The sequence below is a fragment of the Streptomyces paromomycinus genome, from assembly GCF_003865155.1.
GTDB classification, from domain to species: Bacteria; Actinomycetota; Actinomycetes; order Streptomycetales; family Streptomycetaceae; genus Streptomyces; species Streptomyces chrestomyceticus.
This window is the reverse complement of the sequence record NZ_BHZD01000001.1, coordinates 4,569,409-4,594,011: the sequence shown is the minus strand read 5'-3', so window position 1 is coordinate 4,594,011 and position 24,603 is coordinate 4,569,409. Positions and strand designations below refer to the sequence as shown.

33 protein-coding genes are annotated in these 24,603 nt (G+C 71.7%); 26 read left to right on the top strand and 7 right to left on the bottom strand.

Going from position 1 to position 24,603, the window contains the following annotated elements:
* Positions 1-3 precede the first annotated feature (3 nt).
* A complete protein-coding gene (locus OEIGOIKO_RS19255) occupies positions 4-717 on the bottom strand; it encodes a CAP domain-containing protein (protein ID WP_125055103.1) in 714 nt (237 codons plus the stop codon).
* Positions 718-1,131: 414 nt separating this feature from the next.
* On the opposite strand from OEIGOIKO_RS19255, the gene guaD reads away from it, so the two are divergent.
* Positions 1,132-2,499, top strand: a complete 1,368-nt coding sequence (gene guaD, locus OEIGOIKO_RS19250) for a guanine deaminase (protein ID WP_125055102.1) — start codon at positions 1,132-1,134, stop codon at positions 2,497-2,499.
* Between the two features lie 45 nt (positions 2,500-2,544).
* Here guaD and OEIGOIKO_RS41660 read toward each other — a convergent pair whose 3' ends face one another.
* The 3 genes from OEIGOIKO_RS41660 to OEIGOIKO_RS19240 form a co-directional block, all read right to left on the bottom strand.
* Positions 2,545-2,706: a hypothetical protein gene (locus OEIGOIKO_RS41660; RefSeq protein WP_170251759.1), complete on the bottom strand. Its 162-nt coding sequence runs from the start codon at positions 2,704-2,706 to the stop codon at positions 2,545-2,547.
* Positions 2,707-2,709: 3 nt separating this feature from the next.
* Positions 2,710-3,270, bottom strand: a complete 561-nt coding sequence (locus OEIGOIKO_RS19245) for a glycoside hydrolase family 25 protein (protein WP_125055101.1) — start codon at positions 3,268-3,270, stop codon at positions 2,710-2,712.
* Between the two features lie 460 nt (positions 3,271-3,730).
* Entirely contained in the window at positions 3,731-4,615 is an 885-nt protein-coding gene (locus OEIGOIKO_RS19240; RefSeq protein WP_125055100.1) for a DUF72 domain-containing protein, read from the bottom strand.
* Between the two features lie 122 nt (positions 4,616-4,737).
* Here OEIGOIKO_RS19240 and OEIGOIKO_RS19235 point away from each other — a divergent pair, with 122 nt between their 5' ends.
* Positions 4,738-5,133: a GNAT family N-acetyltransferase gene (locus tag OEIGOIKO_RS19235; RefSeq protein ID WP_125055099.1), complete on the top strand. Its 396-nt coding sequence runs from the start codon at positions 4,738-4,740 to the stop codon at positions 5,131-5,133.
* Between the two features lie 60 nt (positions 5,134-5,193).
* Here the strand turns inward: OEIGOIKO_RS19235 and OEIGOIKO_RS19230 are convergent, their stop codons facing one another.
* Together OEIGOIKO_RS19230 and OEIGOIKO_RS19225 are read right to left on the bottom strand one after the other, a co-directional pair.
* Positions 5,194-7,749, bottom strand: coding sequence for a helicase-associated domain-containing protein (locus OEIGOIKO_RS19230; RefSeq protein ID WP_125055098.1), 2,556 nt, complete (start codon positions 7,747-7,749; stop codon positions 5,194-5,196).
* 227 nt (positions 7,750-7,976) lie between these two features.
* Positions 7,977-8,735 (bottom strand): DUF4232 domain-containing protein, encoded by a 759-nt coding sequence (locus OEIGOIKO_RS19225; RefSeq protein WP_125055097.1) that lies wholly within the window; start codon positions 8,733-8,735, stop codon positions 7,977-7,979.
* A gap of 539 nt (positions 8,736-9,274) precedes the next feature.
* On the opposite strand from OEIGOIKO_RS19225, the gene OEIGOIKO_RS19220 reads away from it, so the two are divergent.
* The gene (locus OEIGOIKO_RS19220; protein WP_125055096.1) at positions 9,275-10,063 is read left to right on the top strand and encodes an NUDIX domain-containing protein; all 789 of its coding nucleotides are present in this window, start codon (positions 9,275-9,277) and stop codon (positions 10,061-10,063) included.
* Here the strand turns inward: OEIGOIKO_RS19220 and OEIGOIKO_RS19215 are convergent.
* On the bottom strand, positions 10,047-11,177 hold the full coding sequence (locus OEIGOIKO_RS19215; protein ID WP_174857182.1) for a helix-turn-helix domain-containing protein: 1,131 nt from the start codon (positions 11,175-11,177) through the stop codon (positions 10,047-10,049). The two genes, OEIGOIKO_RS19220 and OEIGOIKO_RS19215, sit on opposite strands and share 17 nt — an antisense overlap.
* 644 nt (positions 11,178-11,821) lie before the next feature.
* Here OEIGOIKO_RS19215 and OEIGOIKO_RS19210 point away from each other — a divergent pair.
* The 23 genes from OEIGOIKO_RS19210 (at position 11,822) to OEIGOIKO_RS19110 (ending at position 24,572) form a co-directional block, all read left to right on the top strand.
* On the top strand, positions 11,822-12,304 hold the full coding sequence (locus tag OEIGOIKO_RS19210) for a hypothetical protein (RefSeq protein ID WP_125055095.1): 483 nt from the start codon (positions 11,822-11,824) through the stop codon (positions 12,302-12,304).
* An 80-nt stretch (positions 12,305-12,384) separates the two neighbouring features.
* Positions 12,385-12,567, top strand: coding sequence for a hypothetical protein (locus OEIGOIKO_RS19205; protein WP_125055094.1), 183 nt, complete (start codon positions 12,385-12,387; stop codon positions 12,565-12,567).
* Between the two features lie 78 nt (positions 12,568-12,645).
* Positions 12,646-12,834, top strand: coding sequence for a hypothetical protein (locus OEIGOIKO_RS19200; RefSeq protein ID WP_125055093.1), 189 nt, complete (start codon positions 12,646-12,648; stop codon positions 12,832-12,834).
* A 104-nt stretch (positions 12,835-12,938) separates the two neighbouring features.
* On the top strand, positions 12,939-13,109 hold the full coding sequence (locus OEIGOIKO_RS41655) for a hypothetical protein (RefSeq protein ID WP_170251758.1): 171 nt from the start codon (positions 12,939-12,941) through the stop codon (positions 13,107-13,109).
* A gap of 126 nt (positions 13,110-13,235) precedes the next feature.
* Entirely contained in the window at positions 13,236-13,913 is a 678-nt protein-coding gene (locus OEIGOIKO_RS43775) for an NUDIX domain-containing protein (RefSeq protein ID WP_125055092.1), read from the top strand.
* Between the two features lie 122 nt (positions 13,914-14,035).
* Positions 14,036-14,293 carry a DUF6284 family protein gene (locus OEIGOIKO_RS19190; protein ID WP_281288364.1) on the top strand — a complete coding sequence of 86 codons (258 nt, stop codon included), beginning with the start codon at positions 14,036-14,038 and terminating at the stop codon, positions 14,291-14,293.
* Positions 14,290-14,745, top strand: coding sequence for a Pycsar system effector family protein (locus OEIGOIKO_RS19185; protein ID WP_125055091.1), 456 nt, complete (start codon positions 14,290-14,292; stop codon positions 14,743-14,745). Before OEIGOIKO_RS19190 ends, OEIGOIKO_RS19185 begins: the two co-directional genes overlap by 4 nt.
* Positions 14,742-14,897, top strand: a complete 156-nt coding sequence (locus OEIGOIKO_RS41640; protein WP_170251756.1) for a hypothetical protein — start codon at positions 14,742-14,744, stop codon at positions 14,895-14,897. The genes OEIGOIKO_RS19185 and OEIGOIKO_RS41640 overlap by 4 nt, the downstream gene beginning before the upstream one ends.
* 299 nt (positions 14,898-15,196) lie before the next feature.
* Positions 15,197-15,598, top strand: a complete 402-nt coding sequence (locus tag OEIGOIKO_RS19180; protein WP_371859026.1) for an RNA-binding protein — start codon at positions 15,197-15,199, stop codon at positions 15,596-15,598.
* Entirely contained in the window at positions 15,595-16,302 is a 708-nt protein-coding gene (locus OEIGOIKO_RS19175; RefSeq protein ID WP_125055090.1) for a hypothetical protein, read from the top strand. Before OEIGOIKO_RS19180 ends, OEIGOIKO_RS19175 begins: the two co-directional genes overlap by 4 nt.
* Positions 16,299-18,044, top strand: a complete 1,746-nt coding sequence (locus OEIGOIKO_RS19170; RefSeq protein WP_125055089.1) for a DUF2637 domain-containing protein — start codon at positions 16,299-16,301, stop codon at positions 18,042-18,044. Before OEIGOIKO_RS19175 ends, OEIGOIKO_RS19170 begins: the two co-directional genes overlap by 4 nt.
* The gene (locus tag OEIGOIKO_RS19165) at positions 18,041-18,958 is read left to right on the top strand and encodes an adenine nucleotide alpha hydrolase family protein (RefSeq protein WP_125055088.1); all 918 of its coding nucleotides are present in this window, start codon (positions 18,041-18,043) and stop codon (positions 18,956-18,958) included. Before OEIGOIKO_RS19170 ends, OEIGOIKO_RS19165 begins: the two co-directional genes overlap by 4 nt.
* Entirely contained in the window at positions 18,955-19,287 is a 333-nt protein-coding gene (locus OEIGOIKO_RS19160; protein WP_125055087.1) for a hypothetical protein, read from the top strand. Before OEIGOIKO_RS19165 ends, OEIGOIKO_RS19160 begins: the two co-directional genes overlap by 4 nt.
* Before the next feature lie 64 nt (positions 19,288-19,351).
* Positions 19,352-19,723 carry a DUF6251 family protein gene (locus OEIGOIKO_RS19155; RefSeq protein WP_125055086.1) on the top strand — a complete coding sequence of 124 codons (372 nt, stop codon included), beginning with the start codon at positions 19,352-19,354 and terminating at the stop codon, positions 19,721-19,723.
* Positions 19,724-19,813: 90 nt separating this feature from the next.
* Positions 19,814-20,014: a hypothetical protein gene (locus OEIGOIKO_RS19150; protein ID WP_125055085.1), complete on the top strand. Its 201-nt coding sequence runs from the start codon at positions 19,814-19,816 to the stop codon at positions 20,012-20,014.
* A gap of 89 nt (positions 20,015-20,103) precedes the next feature.
* The gene (locus OEIGOIKO_RS19145; RefSeq protein ID WP_125055084.1) at positions 20,104-20,325 is read left to right on the top strand and encodes a hypothetical protein; all 222 of its coding nucleotides are present in this window, start codon (positions 20,104-20,106) and stop codon (positions 20,323-20,325) included.
* A complete protein-coding gene (locus tag OEIGOIKO_RS19140) occupies positions 20,322-20,525 on the top strand; it encodes a hypothetical protein (protein ID WP_246178056.1) in 204 nt (67 codons plus the stop codon). The genes OEIGOIKO_RS19145 and OEIGOIKO_RS19140 overlap by 4 nt, the downstream gene beginning before the upstream one ends.
* Positions 20,522-20,701 carry a DUF6257 family protein gene (locus OEIGOIKO_RS19135; RefSeq protein WP_246177419.1) on the top strand — a complete coding sequence of 60 codons (180 nt, stop codon included), beginning with the start codon at positions 20,522-20,524 and terminating at the stop codon, positions 20,699-20,701. The genes OEIGOIKO_RS19140 and OEIGOIKO_RS19135 overlap by 4 nt, the downstream gene beginning before the upstream one ends.
* Positions 20,702-20,782: 81 nt before the next feature.
* A complete protein-coding gene (locus tag OEIGOIKO_RS19130) occupies positions 20,783-22,981 on the top strand; it encodes a cell division protein FtsK (protein ID WP_174857181.1) in 2,199 nt (732 codons plus the stop codon).
* A 141-nt stretch (positions 22,982-23,122) separates the two neighbouring features.
* Positions 23,123-23,374, top strand: coding sequence for a hypothetical protein (locus OEIGOIKO_RS19125; protein WP_125055082.1), 252 nt, complete (start codon positions 23,123-23,125; stop codon positions 23,372-23,374).
* A gap of 30 nt (positions 23,375-23,404) precedes the next feature.
* A complete protein-coding gene (locus tag OEIGOIKO_RS19120) occupies positions 23,405-23,593 on the top strand; it encodes a hypothetical protein (protein WP_125055081.1) in 189 nt (62 codons plus the stop codon).
* An 11-nt stretch (positions 23,594-23,604) separates the two neighbouring features.
* Positions 23,605-24,171 carry a hypothetical protein gene (locus OEIGOIKO_RS19115; RefSeq protein WP_125055080.1) on the top strand — a complete coding sequence of 189 codons (567 nt, stop codon included), beginning with the start codon at positions 23,605-23,607 and terminating at the stop codon, positions 24,169-24,171.
* Positions 24,168-24,572 carry a hypothetical protein gene (locus OEIGOIKO_RS19110; protein WP_125055079.1) on the top strand — a complete coding sequence of 135 codons (405 nt, stop codon included), beginning with the start codon at positions 24,168-24,170 and terminating at the stop codon, positions 24,570-24,572. Before OEIGOIKO_RS19115 ends, OEIGOIKO_RS19110 begins: the two co-directional genes overlap by 4 nt.
* The last annotated feature ends 31 nt before the right edge of the window (positions 24,573-24,603 follow it).

Below are 24,603 nucleotides of genomic sequence, written 5' to 3'. Positions count from 1 at the left end.
CCTTCACGCAGGGCGGGCCAGCAGCAGCGTCCACCACGGGCCGCGGTCGTCCGTACCGCTGTTGATCCCCACCCCCGCGTGCCGGAACGCGCAGTCGGCCAGCACCACCCGGTGCTCCGGACTGTGCGCCCACGCCCGCACCACCTCCGCGGCATCACGCTGACCGCGCGCGATGTTCTCGCCCGCACGGCGCCAGTCGTACCCGACGGCCGAGAGCCGGCTGCCGGGCCCCGAGCCACCGCGCTCCCGGTGCGAGAGCGAGTCCTCGCGGGCCATGTGGTCACTGTGCCGCTGAGCGGCCTTGGTGACCGTACGGTGCGCCCGTACGGAACGGCAGCCGGCCTTCGCCCGCTCCCGGTTGACCAGTTGAATGACGGCCGTCCTGGTCACCGAGGCGTTACGGGGGACGTGCGCGGAGCCCGGCGCCCGGAGAGTCTGCGCGGCCGGGGCGGCGTAGGGGGGCCGGGCCGGGTGCGCCAGAAGCGCCCAGTGTGACAACAGCGCCCCGTGCGACTCCAAGGCCACCTGTGGCTCCAGGACCCCCTGTGGCTCCGGTACCCCCTGGTGCTCCAGGGCCCCCTGTGGCTCCAGCATCCCGTGTGACGACAGAGCGGCGTACGCGGCGTCCGGCAGCCCCGGGCGCGGGCCCCCGTCCGGAGGCGTCGCGACGGCGGACCCGCCCACCGTCAGCCCCGCCAGGACCAGCACCGCCACCACCGCCCGTAGCGCGTACCACCCGGTCCGCCGACCCGCTCCGCGTCCCCGGCACCCGCGCGCTCCCGTCACCGCGCCCCGGCCCACGATCACGTCCGTACTCCCGCCCGTACTCCCGCCCGTGCTCATGCCCTGCCGCCCACCGGTGCTCCCACCCGTACTCCTGCCCGTACTCCCGCCCATGCGGCCCCTGTTCCTCGACTGTCATCGGCGGTGGCGACCGGTCGTCCCCCGGTCGTCCCCCGGCCGTCACCCGGTCGGCGCCGTACCTGGCAGCCGGCCCGGTGACAGTCTTGCCGTCCCCGCCCCCGCGTCTGTCGTCCGCGGCCGATACCCGACCCGTTCGGCTGTACGGGCCGGCCGCCCCGCTGACGCACGCCAGATCCACCCCCGCCCGAAAGCGGGTACCCGCCGCCCATGACCACCAGCACGCCCACCCCAGCCTCCGCCCCGGCCCCGACCCCCACTCGCACCCTTCCCTCCGCCGTCCGCGGCCCCCTCGTCCGCTTCCGTGCCGACCCCTTCCGCACCGGCACCGCGGAAGCCCTCGTCCACGACCCCGACGGGCTGCTGATCTGCGAGGCGGGCCGCATCACCGCCGCAGGCCCGTACGCCGCCCTCCGCGACCGGCTGCCGCCCGGCACCGAACCCGTCCACTACCCCGGCCACCTCATCACCGCCGGCTTCGTCGACGCCCACACGCACTACGTGCAGCTGGAGGCCGTCGCCCGCTTCGGCGCCCAGCTGCCCGACTGGCTCGCCCACACCTACGACACCGAGGAACGGTTCGCCGACGGCACCCACGCCCGCCGCATCGCCTCCGCCTTCTGCGACGAACTGCTGCGCAACGGCACCACCACCGCCCTGGCCTTCGCCTCCGTCCACCCCGACTCGGCCGACGCCCTGTTCGAAGAGGCCACCCGGCGCGACCTGCGCATCGCCGCCGGCAAGGTCCTGATGGACCGCAACGCCCCCGACAGCCTGCTCGACACCGCCCAGCGCGCCTACGACGAATCCCTCGACCTGATCCAGCGCTGGCACGGCAAGGGCCGCAACCTCTACGCCGTCACTCCCCGCTTCGCCCCCACCAGCACCCCCGCCCAGCTCGAAGCCGCCCGCGACCTACGCGCGGCCTGTCCCGACACCCTCCTGCACACCCACATCTCCGAACACCGCGACGAAATCCCCTGGGTCCGCTCCCTCTTCCCCGACCGCGACGGCTATCTGGACGTCTACGACCACTACGGCCTGCTCGGCCCCCGCACCGTCCTCGCCCACGGCATCCACCTCACCCCCTCCGAACGCGACCACTGCGCCCGCACCGGCACCGCCGTGGCCCACTGCCCGTCCTCGAACCTCTTCCTCGGCAGCGGTCTCTTCCCCCTCCGCGAAGCCAAGGGAAGCGACCACCCACTCACCGTAGCCCTCGGCACTGACATCGGCGCCGGCACCAGCTTCTCCCTGCTCCAGACCATGCGCGACGCCCACCAGGTCGCCAAGCTGCGCGGCCACGCCCTCGACGCCGTACGGGCGTTCTACCTCGCCACCCGCGGCGGCGCGGAGGCCCTGGGCCTGGCCGACACGATCGGCTCCCTGACACCGGGCCAGGAAGCCGACTTCACCGTGCTCGACCCGCGCGCCACCCCTCTCCTGGCCGACCGCACCGCCCGCGCCGAATCCATCGAGGACCTTCTCTTCACCCTCGCCGTCCTCGGCGACGACCGGGCCGTACGGGCCACCTACACAGGGGGCCGGCCGGCGTACGAGCGGGACGCGGTGGAGTAGGCGAAGCAGGCGGCTGGGCTCGGGCCCTTCACGCTTGCCCCCGGGTCACAGCTGAGGAACCTTCCGCGCGTCGCAGCTCTCGACCGAACCGAAGTACCGGCCCAGCCAGGCACGCCGCCGCTCGTCGGCCATGGACGCGAGGTGCCGCAGGGCCCGGTCGCCGGCCTTGGCGGCGGCGACGGCCTCCTCGTCCCCCCGCCACCTCACCACTCACTCCCTCCCGGCAGCGGCCCACTTCTTGAGCGCGTCACGGTTCTCGAACTTCGCGACGTTCTTGTCCAGCGGCCGGTCGGTGTGCTGATGGAAGAGCCACTTCCCTTTGATCCGCGGCTTGCCGGGGCTGACGTAATCGGCGATCCACAGCCCGTCCGCGGCGTACGAAGAGGTGTCGTGCCCCTTCCAGAAGGACACGTTGGTGTACAGCAGTACGCGATGTCCCGGGGCCAATTTCTTCACTTCGCGCAGGAACTGGTCCTTCTGCGCCCCACTTGCGTGCGAACCGGAGCTTGTCGTCTCCCAGTCCGCAGCGAGCAAGTCGCCGTCCTTTGCTCCGCATTTCTCGACGAAGTACTTGGCCTGGGCGGCGATGTTTCCGGGCCAGAGGAAGTGGTAGAAGCCGACCACACACCCCGCTTTCCGGGCCTTGGTCGCTTGATCAGCCCGATGCGGACTGGCATAGGAACGGCCCTCGGTCGCCTTGATGAACACGAAGTCCAGGCCGGCCGCGTTGTAAGAGGTCTGGTGGGCGGAGATGTCGACGCCGTGCAGCATGAAATGCCTCTCGGTAGTGGGAAGGGCGAGGGGAAGTGATGACGATGATTCCTGCGTGCGAGGGCTCCGGCACTCGAATACTCCAGCACTCGAATACTCCGGCACACGAGTGCTCCGACACACGAGGACTCCGGCACACGTGACAGGGATTCAGGGCCTCATCGGCCTCACCCCGAACCCAAGGCGTCACAGAACGTGAACCGGGAAGCCTCTCGCCCCACCCTCTCTTCACGTCCTCCTCAGCACGCCTCCCTCATACATTCCCCATAATTCCCTCGTGCCACCCCCAACCGCCCCGAGCCACCGTGGCACTCACGTGCGCCCCCACCCTGACTTCACCCCTCAACCTCACCTCCTCCACCCTCCACCTCGACCCTTCACCCTCCGCACCTCACCTCACCTCACCTCACCTCACTTCACTTCACTTCACTTCACCCCCCCCCGCCCGTCACCCGTTACCTCACACCCCGGACGAATCGAGCAACCTCCGCATCGACTCCGCGGCCCGTACGGCCGCGTCCGCACAGCAGTTGTTGAACAGCACGTGCACCACGTCGGCCCGCTCCGCCATCCCGCGAAGACGCGGCACCCACTCCGCCAACTCCGCCTCCGTATACGTGTAACGGAACCGTTCCTCCTTGCTGCCGGTTCCCCAGGCGGCGTTACGCCCGTGAAAGCGCACCACTGCCAGCCGGCCGTCCGTGACCGGAGTGACCGGAGATATCGACACCGGCAACGTCTGCACCATGTCCACCGCGACGGCCGCCATGCCCAGCTCCGTCAACAAGGCTGCCGTGGACGCCTGCCGCTTTCCGTCCCGCCACCATTCGGGATGCCGGAACTCCACCGCGACCGGCCACCCTTCGGCCCGCTCCCGGCAGCGCCGGAGAGACGCCTCCGCCCGCGCGCCCGGCGCGAACCGCGGCGGAAACTGAAACAGCAACGTACCGAGCCGTCCGGCCTCCCGCAGCGGCTCCACCGATCCGCTGAACCGCCGCCACACCTCGTCCAGCAGCCCACCGTCCTCCGAGCCGGCGCTCTCCCCGCGGCGCACGAAAGCGGACCGCAGATCCAGGGGCAACGCGGCCGGCCGCGTCGGATGCCCGGTGAGCAACGAAAACGCCTTCACATCAAACCGGAAACCGTCCGGCGTCCGCTCGGCCCACAGACGGCTGTTGCGCTCACTCGGCAGCGCGTAATACGTCGCGTCGACCTCCACCACCGGAAACCGCCCGGCGTAATGCCGCAACCGCCCCTCCGGATCCCGCCGCCCCGCCGGATACCACCCGCTCGAAACCAACGCCCGATCCGTCCACGAACACGTCCCGACCAAGATCTCACCCATGGCACCCGGCTACCCCGTCCCGCCGCCCCCACCAGAGCGGAAACGAGCCCCGCCCTCCCGCCGACTCCGAACTCCGCCCCGGCTCCCGCCCCGGCTCCCGCACCGACTTCTAAGATCGCGCCATGACCGTCACCTATGAATGGCGGGGCGACTTCGACAACGCGGCCGTCAACGCGCTGCACGCCGAAGGATTCGACCATCCGCCCCTGAAGATCGACTGGCTGTCGCAGCTGCGCCGGCACAGCCTCGGATGGGTCTGCGCCCGGGAGGACGGACGGCTCGTCGGCTTCGTCAACGTGGCGTGGGACGGAGGCGTCCACGCGTTCATCCTGGACACCGTCGTGGACGGGAGGCACCGGAGGAGCGGAATCGGTACGGGGCTCGTGGCCCGGGCCGTACAGGAGGCACGCGCCGCACAGTGCGAGTGGCTGCACGTCGACTTCGACGACGACCTGAAGCGCTTCTACTTCGACGCCTGCGGCTTCACACCGACGGACGCCGGTCTGGTCCAGCTGTGAAGCGCCCACGCTCATGGCGGCCACCCCGAGACGCCCGGCCGCGAACGCCCTGCCCGTGCTCTACGGGGGCATGACGCCGTGAATCCGGGAGAGAGTGAAGACGCGCTCGGCGTTCCGCAAGTGGCACCAGGCTTCGAGAAACGGCGGATCGAGGTCGAGTTGGCTGAGGGTGCGTACGGTACGGATCCCGGAGGCGGCGACGTAGTCAATCGTGATGGCCGTACCGCTGTTCAGGGCATGGGCGAGCTGGCGGACGTCGCTGTACGACAACCGCTTCGCGTATCCGGCCACGATCTCCTCGGTGTCGGTCGCGTAAGGGATGTGACTGCCGAACGGGTCGGGAAGCGGAGCGTCGGCCGGGGCGGCCAGCAGCCGGTCGGCCAAGGCGCGTAGCCCGACAGCGGGCGGATCCTGCGCCGCACCGACGGCCCTGTCACGGAGGCCCGATCCGCCGTCTGAACTGCGCGGAACCGGAACCGGAACCGGAACCGGGGCCGGAACCGGAGCCGCGACCGGAACGGGGACCGCGACCGGAGCCGCGGCCCGCTGAGGCCGAACCTTCTCGATGCGTACCGTTCCATCGACGGTCTCGGCGACGGGGGCGTAGCCCTCGGCGCGGAGCGCGCCGAGCGTCACGTACAGCGGGCTGCGGCTGAGCAGCACCGTCGGGGCGAGCAGCCGCAGGCCGAGCTTGGAGAGCGCGCGGTGGGCGGCGAGTTCGGCCAGGAGAGCGGGCTCCGTGCCGTGGATGACGCAGGCGGCAGGAGCGATGCGTACGCGGCCGTGACCCCGCGCGGTGTCGGCGATGAGATAGGCCAGGGGCTGGGGCAGGCGCCCGGCGGTGACCTCGGTGACCTCGTCGAGGTCGGCTGTGATCGATTCCGGGGTGTGGCCTGCGTCCAAGGCCCGGCGGACGCTGGCGGCGCTGAACCGCCACACCGAGGCCGTGCCGCTGGTCTCCCGGTCGGCGACGGCGTCCAGGAGCGCGGTGAGCCGAGCCGTCGGGGTGCCGGTGACGACGGCGGTGAGGTCGGTGCCGAGCCGGGCCGTCGCGGTGGCTTCGGGCAGCAGCCGCCGGCATGCGACGGCCAGCTCTTCCGTATCGCCGGCCAGCAGCGCGGCACCGACGCGGGACAGCGCCCCACGGGCGAGGACTCCCAGCAGCTCCGCCTCTCGCACCACGGCCGAGAACGGCATCTCGTCCTGCGGCGCCGGGTCGGCGAGCGGGGGCCCGCCCGGCGAACCCGGGTCGGCGAGCGGGCGGTACCAGGCCACGAGCTGTCCCAGATCCGTGGCGGCCCGGGCCCCCTGCCCCGCCGGGAGCCGTGCCGCCGCGGCGAGCAGCCCGTGCCGGGCCTGCAGACAGCCGTCGCAGGGCGGCGCTCCGGCGAGCGCGGGGAGCACCTTGCCGTCCTCGTCGCGTGCGGCGGAAGGGGCGAGCGACAGGCTCCACCACGCGCGGCTCAGCTCGGTGAACTGTTCCGGAGGTTCCTTCTCCGCCCAGACGTCATACGCCTCGGTGGGGGCGACGCGGTCGCCGTCGTACCCGATGAGGCCCGCTGCGTACGCCGCCTCCAAGGTGATCCGCACCACGGCGTCACCGGCCTGCGCAACCTTGCTGAGCCGGGCCAGCTCACGCGCGCCGACCGCGCCGGACTTCAGCCGGGCCGGCGGAGACGCCGAGCACGCCGACAGGACGGTGGCAGCCTGGGCCGCGAACGCCGTGGCCGCTGCCTCCGCCTCCCGGTCGACCTCCGTCTCGGCCACGGGCACCAGCTGCACGGAGGGCGGGACGGCATCGAAAGGGGCGTTCCAGTTGGGCCCGCGCAGCGCGAGCGCCACCTCGACGGGCATGCGAACCGTGCCGTAGCGGTCCCGGTCCTGGATGAGGAGTCCGCGGTCCAGCGCCCACCGCGCGTCGGGTTCAAGTTCGGCTCCGGGGCCCCCGAGCATGATGAAGTCCCGCTCGCGCGGGGCAGGCGAAGCCGTTCGGGCGCGACGCACCAGCAGCTCACGGGCTGCCGCAGGAGCCTTCGCGACCAGCGAGGCGATCAGAACCGGATCGCCGTGGTGTTCCACCAGAGAGGCCAGCCGCTGCTGCTTGCTCCCGGGCGGCCTGATGCCCAGCGCCACCAACATGCCGCGAAGCTCATCGGAGGTGGCACCCGTCAACAGCTCCTCCAGTGGCCCGTCCAGCCCCAGTGGAGAGTCCCACGCCTGCCGAAACGCCTCGGCCATGCGAAGCGTCCCCCGCCCACTCCCGCTGCCGTCCGTGCTCCCGTCCGTCCAGACGAGCGCGTGCTCCGCCAGGACGTCCAGCGTCGCGTCCAGTGCGCGGTCCGCGCCGGGGCCTTCCACACCCAACAGCTTCGCCAGCGCATCCCGCGTCGCGCATCCCCCCAGGGCCGCCAGCGCTTCGGCAGCCTGCAAGCACGGCAACGAGAGCCGCAGCAGGGCGAGCCCCACCGACCCCGGGCGCTGAAGACGGTCCGCCAACTCCCCCGCCGACCGCGGCTCCGGAGGGGCCACCACGTCCTCGCGCACCGCGAGCACACGCGCCAGGCGCGGCCCGTCGAGGCTGTGCAGCCACGCCGTCAGCGTCGCCCCGGTCGTCATGAGAAACACCCCGCCAGATCAGAGAAGTGCGCCGGTGCCGGACCCCGGCGGATTCCACCCGGCTCCAAGGCTGCCGCATCCCGGGGCCCGTAGGGGTGACACGGCAGAACGTTCCTACGTACGAGTCTCCGGAACGCGTCGAAGGCCTCCACCGCGAACTGGCGGAAGCCTTTCGATGCCGTGCTGCCGTGCTGCCGTGCCCGGAGCAGTCCGCTGCCGGCCAGCGATCAGTTGGCGATGCCGACCGGGTGGACCTTGATCTTCTCGTCGTACGGCCCGGCCAGCTTCGGCGCACCGGCGGGCCACTTCAGAGACACGCTGTGGGTCTCGTTCGGCGGCGTCACGATGAGGTGGGTCGGGGTGGCGAGGTTGCCACCACTGGAGTCGACCGAGTACGAGATGCTGAAGGTGGCGGTGTCACCGGGCCGCAGGTCGGTGATGCGGGGCTGCTCCCCGCCACGGTGGACCGGGGCGGAAGTGCCGTCGGCGTCCTTCAGGTCGACACCCGCGAAGCCCGTCACCGAGCAGCTCCGCCCACCCTTGTTCGTCATCTGAACGGTGACATCGCCCGTCTCCTGGTCGGGCGAGCTGTCCGTAGCCCCCATCATCAGCTCACTCGTGCGGCAGAACTTGCCCTTGCCCCCGCCCTTCGCCGCTCCGCCACCTGAGCCGGCACGGGACGGGGCGCCGCCACCGGAACCGGCACGGGGCGCGGTGCCCTCGCCCGAACCCGGCTTGGCACTGTCCGGCTGAGCATCGCTGCCCTGCGCTGCTCCGCCATCCGACCCCGCCCCACCGGACCCGGCGGAACCCGCCCCACCGGCCTCGGCGGCAGCGCCCGAGCCCGACTGGCCCCCGGCCTTGGAGGCGGCGGCGTCCGACCCGGAGCAGGCGGTCAGGGAGAGCGCGGCGGCCGCGGTCAGGGCAGCGGCTGCGACGCGCAGGGTGCGGCGACGAGTGGTGCGGTCGAAGATGCTGGCGCTCATTTCGGGTCCCCCCGGAAGTCGGTGTCGGGCTGTCCTCCGTACGACAACCACTCTGCTCGGGACCACTACCGTCGCACTGGCGCCTCGCTAACTCCCGGCTAATACGGGGCTGAGCAGGGAAAAGACAGCACCTCACCCCGGAAGACAGCGCCTGCGCCCCGACCCGCAGCTACCGGGACCGATCCGCCGACCGACCGAGACGCCAACCGGGCCGGAACGCGACGAAGACCCCCACCGCGGACGGTAGGGGCCTTCGACGTAGTGCCCGGTGAGGCACTGGCGGAGGATACGAGATTCGAACTCGTGAGGGGTTGCCCCCAACACGCTTTCCAACTGTCCGCGCCGCTGTACGGGAGCGTTCGTGAAGGTTCGCGGGACAGGTCAGAGGGGGTGAGCGAGCGACGGCGAATGGTGGCGACCGTCGGCGCACTGGACAAAGACCAGGACAACGCGCGGGCTGGACGGAACGAGGGAGACACAGGGTGAACCCTGGCCGTTACGCTGGTACGCACCACCTCAAGAGGGAGGGTGCGCCCCGGATGGGACCGAAGACGACCAAGGTCTACGAGACGATTCACGAGTGGCTTGCGGCTGGCAAGCTTGCTCCTGGTGACAAGCTGCCGTCCGAGCGTGCTCTCGTGGAGCAGCTTGGCATCGGCCGTACTGCGCTCCGGCAAGTGCTGGCCCGGTTGGTTTCTGAGGGTGCCCTCGAAGTGCGCGGCCGGAGTTCGTACCGCGTGCCCGGTGGAGTGAGCGTAGAGACGCCGGAAGGGTTGGAGCCCTGGCGCGTTCACGGAGAACGGACCATCTATGACAACCGCTGGGTGAAACTCGATCTCTGGGACGTTGAGCCGCCCGGCGTAAAGCGCTTCGAGCACCATGTCGTGAGGCTGCACCACGTGGCCATTGTTGCTGCGCTGGACGACCAGGACCGCGTGCTCATGATGTGGCGGTACCGCTTCGTACCCAAGCGGTTCGGATGGGAACTCCCTGGCGGGATCGTAGACGAGGGGGAGAGCCCGGCCGATACGGCGATTCGGGAAATCGAAGAGGAAACGGGCTGGCGCCCGAAGTCTGTGGAGCACGTCGTCACCTACCAACCCATGGTGGGTATGGTCGACTCACCACACGACATCTTCGTAGCGCGTGGGGCGGAGCATGTCGGCTCGCCCACGGACCTCGAAGAGGCTGGCCACATCGAATGGGTGCCATTGGCAGATATCCCCGCATTGATGGCTCGCGGCGACCTGATGGGCTCCGGCACGCTCGTGGCCCTGCTCCACATTTTGGCGAGCCGTCGAAAGCAAAGCCCTACAGCCTCGAACTGAGGAGATCGATGCGCCGGCGTTGTCGCACGGACCCTGTGCGGCTCGCCAGTAGGCGCGCCTGCCGCAGGTGCGTCTGTGCGTCGTCGTACTCGGCACGGGCCAGGTGCGCTTGCACTAGATCGCAGTGCACTCCTGCTTTTGCGCGCACGAACGTCGGGTCTGCGGTGTCGAGGGCTTGGTACAGGCTGCCGACCGCCCCGTCGTCGCCCAGCATGGCCAGGACGTTCCCGCGCCACCGCGTGAGGTGGGCGCCGTTCAAGAAGATGCTCAGCATGTCCGGGTCACGGTCCTCCTCCCCGGCCGGGATCGTTGCGTCTGCCGCATCAAGCGCGCGGCGGGCATCGTCGGGCATCTCGGCGCGAGCACAAAGCTCGGCTTCTGCGGCATGTAGCCACGCCCGGATTCGCGGTGAACCGACTCCTCCGAGGGTGTTCTGTGCATCGCGAACGAGGGAGACGCCGAGTGCTGACCGCCCGGCCTCACTCAACACGTACGCCTGTTCTGCCATTGCGTGGGCGAGGTACATCGGAGCGTCGGCGTCTCGCGCGGCCCTTTTGGCGAGTTCGTAGTTTCTCCATGCGCGTTCAACGGCCCCTGAGTCGAGCGCCTGCCATGCTGCGAGCGTGGACGCGCCGGCCAGAGCGAGGGCTACGGGTTGGCGAGTGCTCGGCAACACCGCGAAATTCAGGGCCTCTTCGAGGGAGCGCAGGTGTTCCGCCATCTGGTCGATAAGGCGACTGGCTCCCTTCTCGCGATCCATCGTTCGGAATAACTCAGTCTGGTCATAGAACGCCTTGACCATGGACGGGCTGACGCTGGTCGCAGAGTCGATGCGGAGCAAAAGTTCGTCGTACCCGTCGGCCACGGTCGGCGCTGCCGGGGCCGGTGTATCTCTCAACTCCGCGTCCGTGGTTCCGAAAAGTGGCCGGAGGATGGCCGCATAGCGATCGGAGATGGCGCGCTTGCCGTTCTCCCACTCGGAGACGTAGACCCGCAGACTCGCCGTCGACGCGACATCAAGGACGTGCTCTCGGGCGTACAGCTCGATCTCGCGGATTAGGCGTTCCTGAGACCAACCTCGGGCAGATCGCGCGCTTCGAAGTCCTGTGCTCACTGCTCACCGTCCGACGTGGGCGAGTTGCTGACCTTCACAGAATGCCGCATAACTCCGCAGGTCAACAGGGGTTAACAGTGCCCGGGTTAAGTCCTGTTGGCTACCGGATCGCCCCTCTGAGCCGGTCTTCTGGAAGTGCACCACCAAGGGCGGCCACCAATCGATCTGACGGATGCCCTTGACTCTGGTGCGCACCAGATGCGACTCTTCTGGTGCGCACCAGATGGCGGGGTCGCTCCCGCTGGCGGTGCACAAGCGCACGACCAGGAGCCCCGCGGTGGACGGGGGGAGGCGCCCGGGGCCTTGTCATCCGGAGGGCTTAGACCGAAAGGTCACGTCTCCGTACGCCTACAACGGAGGACGGCAGCGCTACCTGATACGGGCGCTGCGCTCCCAAGGAGACACCCTGCAACTGGCTGCCCGACCTGGGAGTTTCCGATGCAACGACCGCTTGGGGCGCCGCCCGTGCTGGACCGGCACGGCGCCGGCTACGCCCACCGCGTCACCACCGCGCACCCCAACTTTCCGCGCGGTTGAGCACCAGTGCTCACGGTCCCCGCTGTCCGGCCGCCACGCAGGCGATGTCGGGCGGCGGGGGCCGTGATCGCTCGTACTCCGCTGACCTGGACTTTGTGAGGGACCTGATGGAATCCACGATCACCAGCGTTATCGCTGTGCTGGGCACCCTGGGCGGTGCCCTGGTCGCTGGCGTGCTGCACAGCCGCAGCGCCGCCCGCAGCGAGCAGGTCGCGCTGCGGGAGCGGTTGCGTCGGGAGCAGCAGGACGCCGCACTCGCGCTGATCAAGGCCGTGAAGGCGCACCGTCGTAACTGCTTCACCCGCTGGAAGCTGCGGACGCTGCGCGCTTCGTGCGAGGCGCAGGAAGCGGCCCGCTTCGAGAGCTGGGATACCCGCTCCGATGTGACCGACGCGCAGGACGCGCTGCACCTGATCACCGACAACGCTGAGCTTCTGCGCCGCGCCGATGCGGTGGTGGGCGCGTCGCTGGCGCTGAGCGAGGTGGACGACACCACCACGCAGGCCGACATGGACACCCGCGGCGATGCCGCCCGCGCCGCGCACGCCGCGTTCGTGGCCGCCGCGGCGCGGTGCATCAACGGCGTCTGACCGGCCCGCCCGCCGTGCTCCGCACCTTCGCCGGGTGCGGGGTGCGGTGGCCGGACCGTCCGGCCGGAGAGGAGCAGGTCATGGCTTGGGACCACTACCGCAACGAGCCGGTCAGCGAAGAGAACACCACCGAAGAGCTGACCGGCCTCACCGCGGCGGCGCGCGCCGCGGAACAGGCTGGTGACACCGGGTGGGCCAATGTCCTGCACAACGAGATCAATGACGAACTCGACGTCCTGGAGGAGCTGCGCGGGAACCGCTGACCGCTGCTGCCCGACCCGCCCGTCTCGCACGGGCGGTGAGGGGAGCCGGGACAGCCCCGCTCCGGAAGGAGACCCGCCATGGCGAAGAACCGCAACGAGGCCGCCGGTGTTGAGGCCGACACGCTGACGCAGGTCGGGACCGTCACCGGTGCGACGCACCTCGGTGACGGCGGCCGGGCCACGAGCACCGAGGTGCACGGCGACGGCACCACCGTCATCAACGGCGACGGCACGCACACCAACGTCAGCCACACCTTCAACCGCTAGACCGGACCTGACGCTGACCGGCTGCCCGATCCGCCCGTCCCGTACGGGCGGTGAGGGGAGCTTTCCGCGCTCCGCCAGATCAGGACTCTCGACAGGAGACAGTAATGGCGATCAACTTCCGCCCCGGCCAGGTGTTCGGCATCTCCGACGGTGAGATCTCGACGCCCGAACCCGACGACGACCAGGTGAAGGTCACCACCACGACCACCACGCAGGACGGCGTGACGGTCACGACCACCACGTACGGGGACCGGGACGACGACAGCCGTCGCTGACCAGTCCCCGCTCTTCACCAGCAACCGCGGCCCCGGGCGTCCCCGGGGCCGTCGGCTGCCCGATCCGCCGGTCGCTGACCGGCGGTGAGGGGAGCCGGGATCCGCCCGGTTTCGGGAGGAGTCGTCATGACCGAGACGATCCATTACACCGCTGACGTGGTGGTCCTGGCGCCGGACAGCCGCGTTCTGCTGATCGAGCGCAGGTGGGCGCCGTTCGAGGGTCGGTGGGCCCTGCCCGGCGGCCACGTCGATGCGGGGGAGTACAGCCGCGAGGCCGCCGCGCGGGAGCTGGTCGAGGAGACCGGCGTCCGCGTGGCCTCCGGGGACTTGAGCCCGGTGGGAACGTGGGCCGGGCGGGACCGGGACCCGCGCGGCTGGTACGCCACCGACGTGTACCTGGCCCGGGTGCCCGCAGGGGTGCCCGTCACGGCCGGGGACGACGCCCGCGACGCGCGGTGGTGGCCGCTCGACGGTCTGCCGCCGCTGGCGTTCGACCACGCCGACATCATCGCGGTCGCCCGCCTGGCCCCTTCCGGCACCGGCCGCCCGGCTGCTGCCGCCGGCTGGCCCGAGGGTGTCTTCGCCCGCTACCTCACCGTCGCCGGGGCCACCGTGGACCTGATCAAGCGGTATGACGCCTGGTCCGTCCCTGACCCGGTCGGTGTTCTCAGCCGTTGCTCGGGCTGCTGGCGGGACGAGATCCACGCCACCGACCCCACGGACGATTTCGAGCGGGAGTCCCGCACGTGGGCCCAGCAGCACGCCGAGCAGTGCCGGGCCCTGCCCCGGCCGGCGCAGTCCTGACCGGCTGCTCTTGTCCCGCACCGGCGCCGGCCGTCCGGCCGCGCCCTTCACGAACGGCTGCGGCTCCGGGGATGCACCCCCGGAGCCGCTTGGGCCGTTCCGCCTGAGAGGACACACGACCCGTGACCACTGTACGAACGCTGGCCGCCGTCGGGGACCCGATGCAGGGACCGACGGCGGCGGACCTGGACGCGACCGAACGCGAGATGCCCGTCATCCTCGCCGAACGGGACCTGCTGGACGCGGAGATCGCCGTCCTGGACCGTGCACCGACCGAGGTGGACGAACAGCGCCTGCGCCGCGCCCGGCGCCGGCTGCTGGCCGCCCGCCGGGACCTGGCCAACCGCACCACCGAGGCCGTGCCGGAGGTGGGGGCATGACCGCCCTGCCTGAGGCACTGAGCGCCGCGCACGCCGACGTAAAGGCGGAGATCGCGCGCACCGACACCAAGGTTGCCTTGCTGATCGCCTTTGAGGGTGCGGTCCTGGCCGGCACGGCTACGGCCGCGACGGCCCTGCGGGTGCCGCTGGCGGCGCGTCTGATCGCCGCACTGGGCATCGCGGCCCTGCTGGCCGCCGTCGCCCTGCTGCTGATGACGGCCCGCCCCAACCTCGGCGGCGCCCGCCCGTGCGGCTTTCCGCGCTGGGCCACGCTCACCGAGGAGCAGATCCGCACCGAGCTGGAAGCCGACGACCGGGCCCGGCACATCCGGGTCCTGTCGCGCATCGCGGTCGCCAAGTACGGCCGCTTGAGGCGGGCCATCGACCTGACCCTGGTGGGCGGTCTGCTGCTGGTCGTGGCCGCCGCCCTCACCGCGGGGGGTGTGTCATGAAGCGCCGTCCGCACGCCCGGCTGCGGCACCGCCTCTACCGCCGTCTGCACCCGCGCGCCTACCGTGCCGGACAGCTTGCCGAGCAGCGGCACCAGTTCGGCGACGGCCCGCTGGACTACACCCGCACCGGCACCGCCGGGGGCGCGTCATGAGCGCCTGCGACGACCTGCGAGAGATGATTGCGGATCTGTGCCCTGCTCACCGGCGGATCGCCATGGACTGGCGCGCCAACGACTACGACGTCCGCAACCCAGGTGAGTGGCCCGCCGGCCGGTCGGTCGGCTCCGGGGCCCGCACGCTGCTGATGGACTCGCGCACCTCCCACGATGAGCGGGAAGCGGAGTTCGCCCGCAAGAACGCCGCGCAGATCGAGCTGACCATCCGTATCTGCCGCTCGGGTCGGTCACCGCAGTGCACCCCGGGACATCACCAGCCCGCCGTCCGTGCGGAGGTGCTGGACGAGGCGGCCAGCACTGACCTGGTCGCCGCGAAGGAGCGTCTGGGTATTCCGCCGGTTGTCGTGCTCTGCGGCAGTACCCGCTTCTGGGAGCGGATGGCCGACGCCGCGTGGTCGGAGACTCTGCGCGGCCGGATCGTCGTGCGCCCGGATGTGGACATGAAGCGTCCGCGTCAGGGCTACGCAGACGCCGTCGCGGTCAAGACCGACCTGGACGCGCTGCACCGCGCGAAGATCCGCCTTGCGGATGAGGTGCTGGTGGTCGGCGACTACATCGGCGACAGCACCCGCGCCGAAATTGCCTATGCCCGTGAGCTGGGCGTCCCGGTCCGTTTCACTCATCCCGAGGTGGACGCCCCGGCGCCCGCCTCAGCCCTGGAAGGGGCCGCATCATGATCCGTATCGTGGGGGCGGCCCGTCTCGCCGCGCTGCATACCGACCTCGACGCCGCTCGCAACCGCGTCCAGGAGTTGCTGGAAGCGCTGGACGTGCAGTGGGCCGACCATATCCAGTGCGTGCTGGAGATGGCCGAACAGCGCGAGGGCGCCGAACGGGCTGCGCTCGCGGCCACCGAGGAGACCGAGCGACTGAGGCGGGCGGCGGTGGCCGCGCTGCTGGTCATCGCCCGTCAGCAGCAGCGCATCGGTGAGCTGGAAGAGGAGGCCGGCCGCCTGGCACAGGACCGGCACCGGTGGATGCACCGGTACCACAAGGAGGCACGCACCTACTGGGACGGGGAGCCTCCCGCCGGGGAGTGCTGCGCCGACTGCGACCGGCCGGCGGACGACGGCCCCTGTCCGGAGCACCATCCGGGCACGGTCGCCGGGCGTCTGCGGGCCTGTGTCGCCGAGCTGGAACAGCGGCTCACCGCCGCCCGCCCGGCGCCGGCGTGGCTGTACCTGCTGCGCCACTTCGGGGAGCCGCACAGCTTGCACCCCACGCAGGAAGCGGCCAAGGAGTACACGGTCGTCTGCGGTGCGGCGCGTACCGGCTGGGGTCCCTCGGGCGGCCTGTCGCCGACTGAGATCGCCTGGCGGGTGGAGGCCGTGGCCGTAGTGCCGGAGCAGGAGCAGGGCGCGGCGCGCCGTGATGCCGCGTGACCGGCGACCTGTTCACGTCCTGGCCGGGCCTGACCGGAGGTTCCCCGTGGCTACTGCTACCGCTGGCCGTGACGGCGCTCGCCGCGGTCGCGCTGGTGGTGTGGCGGCTGCGCCGGTCGGTGTGGCTGGCCGGCATCGGCCCTCAGGCCGTCGTGGCCCTGGGGGGCGTTGCGGTGAGCGTGTATGGCCTGTGGGGGTTCGCCACGGAGACCGTGCACCTGCCGGAGCCGCTGGCGGTGGCGTTCATCTGCGTCTTCGACGCGGCGGAGATGGTGCTGCTGGTGATGCTCTACCGCGCCGCCGACCCGGATGTCGGGTGGACGCGGGAGCTGCGGCTGATGCACCGCACCGCCTGGACCTTGGTGGCCTTCTCCGGCGCCATGAACGCCGTACACGCGCCGAACTGGTGGGCGCGCCCGGTGCTGGCGGCGGTCCCGGCCCTGGCCGCGTGGCTGATCGAACTGCAACTGCGCAGCAAGCTGCACGCGGTGCGGACGGATGAGGACGACGATGCGCGGCCGGGTCCGGCCCGGCTGCTGGCCCTGCTGTGGCAGCACGCCTGGGCAGCTGTCTTCGCCCTGCTCGGACTGGACGCCCGTTCGTCGTCGTCGGCCATCACCCGTGCCGCGCAGGCGCAGCGGGCCGCACAGCGCGTCTACCGTCTGCGCCTGGCCCTGGAGAACCCGGCGCCGGCGGTGACCAGCAGTCCGCGGGCACTGCGGCGGTCCGGCCGGCGTACCGAGCGGCTGCGCCGCCGGGCCCAGACCGCGCTGGATAGGGCGGACGTGGGCACCGACACCCGTCAGAGCCTGGCCCTGGCCCAGCGAATGACCACCTTGACCCGCGCGGCGGAGGTGGCGCTGCTCGACTACACCGACACCCCGAAGGTGGTGGCGACGTTCGAGGGCCTGGCCGTCACACCGGCCGCCGACCGCATCACCGCATCGGCGGCCGCGCGGGAAGCCGAGGACGCGCGGCAGCGCGCGGATGCCGCGCGGGTGCGCGCGGAAAGCGAGCGGCAGGAGGCCGACGCCGCGCGGCAGCGCGCGGAAGAGGAACTGTCCGCCGCGCGCCAGGAGCTGGCGCGCGTGGAAGACGCGCGGCGCACGCTGCTGAAGGAACAGGAGGACATCAGCGAGCAGACCGAGGACGCGCGGCAGCGCGCGGCAGACGCGCGGCAGGACATCGACGCCGCGAGGCAGCGCGCGGCGGCCCTCGTGGACGCCGCGCGCACGGAGGCCGACCGCACCCGCCGCGACGCCGACCAGGCGCTGGCGGAGGTCCGGGCGGCAGCCGGTGAGCAGCAGCGCGCCCTGGACGAACTGACCGGCCGCACCGACAAGGAGCGCGGCCGGCTTCAGCAGTACGAGGGGGCGTTGCAGCAGCTCAAGGCGCAAGTGCAGGAGGCCACGCTGGTGCGTGACCGGCTGCGCGGCGACCTGGCCGCGCTCGCCCCGCAGGCACCTGATGCGGCCCTGTCCGGCGACGGGCCGGTGTTCCGCTCGGAGGCCAAAGAGGCGGGCTGGCACTACTACCTGCATGCCCTGGAGGCCTCCCAGGGCCAGCAGGAGCCAGGCGCGGCTGACTTGGCGGAGCGGTTCGGGGTGGACGCCGGAAACGCGCGGAACTGGCTGCGCGACTTCCGCGCCGCGCGCGCCGCGCAGCTTGCCGCGCGCCCGCCGCGCGCCGCCGCGCACACCGACCACCAGCGACCCGAGGACACAAGGCGGGCAGCAGCATGACGCCGCCGGCTTTGCGTGTCCTGTCCCTGGGGGCCGGGGTGCAGTCCACCACCCTGCTGCTGCTGTCCGTCCAGGGACGCTTGCCGCGCCTGGACGCGGCGGTGTTCGCCGATACTCGCTGGGAGCCGGCTGCGGTCTATGCCCATCTCGATCGGCTGGAGCGCGAGGTGGCCGCCCCGGCGGGCATCCCGATCCTGCGGACCGGCGGTGGCAGCATTCGCGCCGACGCGCTCGATCCGGCGCACCGGTTCGCCTCCATGCCGCTGTTCGTCCGTAACCCGGACGGCACGGTCGGCATGATCCGTCGCCAGTGCACCGACGAGTACAAACTCAAAAGAATCAAGAAGAAGGTCCGGGACCTGCTTGGCTGTCCCGGCCGGCAGCGCGTGCCGGCCGGGGTCTTCGCCGAGCAGTGGATCGGCATCAGTCGTGATGAGTTCACCCGGGCCAAGGATTCGGGTATCCGCTATGCCGTCAACCGGCATCCGCTGCTCGAACTCGACTGGACACGGGCCGACTGCCTGCGCTTTCTGGCCCGCCACGGCTGGACGCACACCCCGAAGTCGGCGTGCATCGGGTGTCCGTTCCACTCCGATGCCCAGTGGCGCCACATGCGCGACCACCAGCCGGAGGAGTGGGCGGACGCGGTCGCCTTCGACCACGCCATCCGCCAGGGCAACCGGCGCGGCACCGCGGCCGGCTCCCCACTGCTCGGTCAGGCGTATCTGCACCGCTCGTGCCTGCCGCTGGACCGCGCGCCGATCGACCGGGTCAGCGCGCACGAGTGGAAGCAGCGCCAGGGCTCGCTGCTGGATCTGCTCGCCGACCAGGCCGACGAAGACGGGCCAACGGGGTGTTCGCCGTGGACCTGCCGCAGCGAAGACCCCGATGCCCTGGCGGGGGTGGCGGTGTGAGTGAGCCGATCGTCTACGCCGCGCTGTGGCGCCCGGCCATGGAAGCGGCGGGTTTTCGCTGCCAGTGCACCGGCCAGTGCGGTAGTCGGCACGTCAAGGCCGGGGGCCGCTGCCCGCGCGAGCACGACCAGTACGCCAGCAAGCACCGCGGGCCCGTCCACCTGCTGGCCGTGCCCGCCGACCTGACCGCCAGCGACACCCTCGCATGCCGGGCCGCGGTCACGGAGCTGCGGGCCTGGTGCCCCGACTGCTACACCGCCGCCCGCGCCGCGGCCCGCAAGGCCGCCCGCACGGCCGCCGCCGCGCAGGACGGGCTGTTCGACCTGTAACCGGCCGGGCGGTGCGCCGCCCGGCCGACGGGTCTTCCCCCTCCCCCTTGTTGTAAGGAGCCTCATGTCTCCGCCTCGCCGTTACCAGTTCGACAATCAGCTGCCCGTGCCCCGGGCCGGGCACGGGGAGGTCGTCTACCGGCCCGAACCCCTGCCGACCGCCGATACGGGCGGGCCCCGGGTCATCGTCCAGCACATCCATCAGGCGCCGCCGGACCGCACTGTTCAGCGCGTCGCGCTCGGTGCGGGGGCCGGGGCCGGGGCGGTGGCCGCGGGGGTGTGCTTCGGGCCGCTGCTGGCCACCGCCGCCGTCTCGGTCGCCACGATCCTCGTCATCGGCGGGCTGATCGTCGCGGTCGGCGTGTGGGGCGTGGTCAGCGTCGTGCGCGCCGTCTCCCCGCCCGCTCCGGGCGGCAAGCCCGCAGCCCGCCGCTGAGGCGGGACGGCTGCCCGCGTCGCCCCGGCACCGGCCGGGGCGGCAAGGGGAGCCGGGACCGCCCCGGCCCGCATGCCGAGAGGAATCACCATGGGCTGGTTCAGCCGCGACACCGACGACAGCCCCGAGGGCCAGGAGCTGGCGGCCGCCCGCGAGGCGCTCGCCAGCGACCCGGGCAGCCGCAGGCGCTTGCGCTGCATCGACATCGACTCACCCGAAGCCCAGGCCAACCTCGCCGCGCAGGTCCGCGAGGCCCGCGCCGAACAGGCGTACCGCAACCGCCGCGGCTGACCGGCTGCCCCCGATCCGTCCGTCTCGCACGGGCGGTGAGGGGGACGCCGGGCAGTCCGTCCGGCGCCGACTCGAAGGAGCGGCCGACCATGCGCGTCAACAAATACGCGGTGACCCTGGACAACGGCGACGTGATCCGCACCTCCGGCACCCGCAACGAGGCACACGCACGCCAGATCATCGAGCAGCACATCAAGGACGGCACCAGCGCGCAGAGCGCCGGGCGGCCGTCCGCGGACAGCACCGACGAGAGGTGCGCCGGCCGGACGATCGACAGCATCCAGCTCGTAGAGCGCGGCCGGTGGGGATGAGCAGCGCCGTGCCGAACACCCACTTCCAAGCCGCAGTGACCCTGGAGACGGCCAACGGAGAGCCCGTCACGTACTACGGCGTCGGCTACGGCCCGGACGACGAGAGCGGCCAGCAGGTGCTGGACGGTGCCGAGCGGGCCGCGCTCGCCCAGGAGCCCAGCGGTACCCGCGTCACCAGTTCCCGGGTCTGGCGCGCGTGAGCGCCACCCCGCCGCTGACCGCCCGTGAGGCGGCCCAGTTGGCCTGGCTGGGCGCCCGAATGTGCAAGCGGGAGCTGGCCGGACCGGATGTGGACCAGGCCGACTTGCAGCGCAAGTTCGACCGCGTCCTCGACGGCGCCCGCAAGCGCGCCGCACAGAACACCCGAACCAAGTAGCTGCGCCCCGGGGCGGCCGACGTGCTTGCCGGCCGGACGGCCGCCCCGGGCCCCGTTCCCTGATGAGAGAAGGGACTCTCAGTGAAGCACCCCGACGACGACTCCGAGCTGTTCCACCGGCTCGAAGCCGAAATGAACGCCGAATCGGGCGCCGACGTGGTCGACCTGGACAAGGCACGATCGGCCCGCACCGCCCCCGAACCGCCCGCCCCCGAACCGGCGCCCGCACCGGACACGGCGGAGGACCCGACCGCGCCCGTGCCGGTGGACCAGCCGGCCCCGGCCGCCGCGGGCCCCGGCTACCTGGGCCGGCTGGCCGGGGCCCGGCGCCGTGACGTGATCCCGCTGTGGCTGCGGTCGGCGGCGGAGTTGAAGACCGCCGTCGGATGGGTGGCCCGGCACTACGCGCACGCCACCGGCTACCACGCCTTGCGCGCCCCCGTCTACGCCGCCCGCCTCGCGTTGCAGGCGCCGACCGGCGCCGCGCGCTTCGTCGGCGGCGTCCTGCGGTGGATGGCCGACCGCGAGGGGGAGCCGGTGCGGCTGGCGGCGGTGCGCCGCGAGGACGCCGCCGAATACCTCAAGCTCTCCCGTCAGCGCGACGGCCGGGTGCGGCTGCGCACCCTGGCCGCCGTCCTGGGGATGTTCACCGGGGTGGGGGCGGCCCTGGCCCTGTACGTGCTCGCCCCGGGCTGGCTGCTGGCCCTGACGGTCGGCGCGGTGACGATGGCGCTGGGGGCGGCCGGCGGCCGGGCCGACGATCCGGTCGTCCATCGGGCGGTGGAGCTGCCGAAAGCCACCAAGCTCACGTCCGACATCGTGCTGCGGGCACTGGGGGCGTTGGGCATTCCCGCCATCAGCCAGGCGCAGGCCAAGGGCCGCGACGGGTTCGAGTTCACTGCCCCGATCACCAGGGACGGGCCCGGCTGGCGCGCAGAGGGCAATCTCCCGTACGGCGTGACCGTGACCGACGTGATCGAGCGTCGTGACCGGCTTGCGTCCGGTCTGCGCCGGCCGCTGGGCTGCGTGTGGCCGGAGGCCGTCTCTGAGGAGCACACCGGGCGGCTGGTGCTATGGGTCGGTGACCAGGATCTGAAGTCGGCCCGCAAACCGGCCTGGCCGCTGGCCAAGTCCGGGGCGGTGGACCTGTTCAGGCCCGTCCCCTACGGCTCCGACCAGCGCGGACGCTGGGTCGATGTCACCCTGATGTTCATCGCCGGGGTCATCGGCGCCATCCCGCGCATGGGCAAGACGTTCCTGCTGCGTCTGCTGCTGCTGATCGCGGCCCTCGACCCGCGGGCGGAGCTGCACACCTACGACATGAAGGGCACCGGCGACCTGGACCCGGTCGGGGAGAAGGTCTCGCACCGGCACGGCGTCGGCGAGGAAGACGAGACGATCCAGTACGCGCTGGCGGACTTCCGCGCGCTGCGCGAGGAGCTGCGCCGGCGCACCAAGGTGATCCGCTCGCTGCCGCGGGACATCTGCCCGGAGTCCAAGGTGACCAGCGAACTTGCCGACAAACGGTCCCTCGGGCTGCACCCGATCGTGATCGGCGTAGACGAGTGCCAGGTTCTGTTCGAGCACTCCGAGCACGGCAAGGAGTTCGAGGAGATCGCCACCGACCTGGTCAAGCGCGGGCCCGCCACCGGCATCGTGCTGCTGCTGGCCACCCAGCGCCCCGACGCCAAGTCCCTGCCCACCGGCATCAGCGCGAACGCCGGAGCCCGCTGGTGCCTGAAGGTCATGGGCCAGACCGAGAACGACATGGTCCTGGGCACCAGCTCCTACAAGCGCGGCGTGCGGGCCACGATGTTCGCCTGGGGTGACAAGGGCCTGCACTACTTCGTCGGCGAGGGGGCTGACGCCCGGATCGTCTCCGCCGCCTTCGTGGACGCCCCCGGCGCCGACGCCATCGCCGCCCGCGCCCGCACCGCGCGCGAAAAGGCCGGACGGCTGTCCGGCTACGCACTGGGCCAGGCCTCCGAGGAGGCCACCGGCCCGGCCTACGACCTGCTGGCCGACATCCTGGCCGTGGTCCCGGCCAAGGAGGCCAAGGTGTGGTCGGAGACGGTCACCGAACGGCTGGCTGAGCTGCGGCCCGAGGTATACGCCGGATGGGAGCCCGACGCTCTGGCAGCCGCTCTCAAGCCGCACGGCATCACCACCGGACAGGTGGGGCGCCGGGTGAACGGCAAGTTCGTCAACCGCCGCGGCATCGAGCGCGCCCATGTCACCGCAGCCGTCGCGCAGCGTGACGGAAAGCGGGACGCAGGCTGAGTCCCGGATACCGCTATCGATAGCGGCGACCCCTGCTATCGATAGCGGCACCGCTAGCACCCCAAACCCGACCTGATCAGGCTGCTAGCGGATAGCGGCCCACCTGCAAAAACCCCGGAATCCTGCCTGGAAGGGCCCGTGATGCCCCCTACCCTGCTCGCTATCGCTCTCTGGCTCGTCATCACGCTCAGTTACGCCGCTCTGTGTGCGGGCAGCCCGTTCGGCCGCTGCCGACGTTGCTCCGGTCTCGGCTTCCAGCTCAAGACCGACCGCAAGGGTCGGCCCCGGCGCGGCAAGCACTGCCGGCACTGTGACGGCAACGGCATACGCATCCGCACCGGGCGCCGCCTGTACAACCTGGCCGCGCGCATCCACCGCGACGGCACCCGCTGACCAACCCCGACCCGCGAAGGAGGTACCGCCGTGGCGGTCACCGTCTCGTTCATCTTCCTGTTCGGCCTGGTCCTGTTCTTCCTGCTGCGCTCCAAGTCCCTGAGCTGGGGCGCCGCCTTCATCGCCGTGATGTTCGGCTTCTACCTCGCCTCCACCGGCGCCTCCAGGCCCGTGACCCAGCTCAGCGAAGCCGTGGTCAACGCCATCGGCAACCTCTAAGGAGCACCGCCGTGTTCGAGATCCGCGTCATCTGCGACGCCGACGACACCGGCCCGGTCACCGCCGCGCTCGAAGCCGCCTTCCGTACCGGCGCCGTACGCCGCTACCCCTCGCGCACCCCGGGCCAGGCCCGGCTGTACGTCACCGCCGACCACCAGCCCGACCCCGCCAGGCCCCCGGCCCGCACGTGGCCGTCGCCGGACGCCGCCTACGTCGGCGCGCCGGTCCTGACCGACGAACTGACCTGGGTCGCCGAAACCGTTGCGGCCGGGGCGGGCCGCGGCGGCCCGGCCGACCGTACGTTCTGCCTGCGCCGGGCCGCCGCCCTGGACCGCATCGCGCTCCTGGACGACACCCTCCATGTCTCCAGCGACACCCCCGAGGTGGCCACCGAAGCCGCCCGGCACCTGCTCGCCCTGGACCGCAACGCCGGCGGCGACAGCCGCAGCGCCGGCACCGTTCCGCCGCATGCCCTGGACGCCGCCCGCGACCCGCGCGGCTACGTCCGCCAGGAGTACGCCGTCTGGCACCGCCGGAACCTCGTCGGCGCCGACCGGTCCGCGCCGGAGGCGCCGTGAACAGGATTCTCCGTGGCCCGGACGGCCGTCACTGGGACGAAGAGGAATACGACCACTTCGACCAGGAGGCCAGACAGTGGGTGGCCAAGCTGACGGCGGCGGTGCAGGACCCGGACACCGGACGCTGGACGGCCGACCCCCACGGTGAGCGCATCCTGGTGACGGGAGTCCCGGACCGCTTCGGGTACACCGAGGTCTCCGCCGACCCGCTCCACGAACCGCGCATCGCGCACCTGCACCGGCTCGTGAACGAGCTGACGGCCGACTTCGAGCGACAGACCGGCACCCCGCACCCGCGCGCCACCGACCTGGCCCACGCCCTGGAAGACGTGGCCATGCGCGCGGAGCAGTTGCGCCACCGTCGCCCGCATCCGCCGCCATCCCGCCGCGGCCGTCGCTGACCACGGCGCCGCGCAAACCCAGACCCTTCGC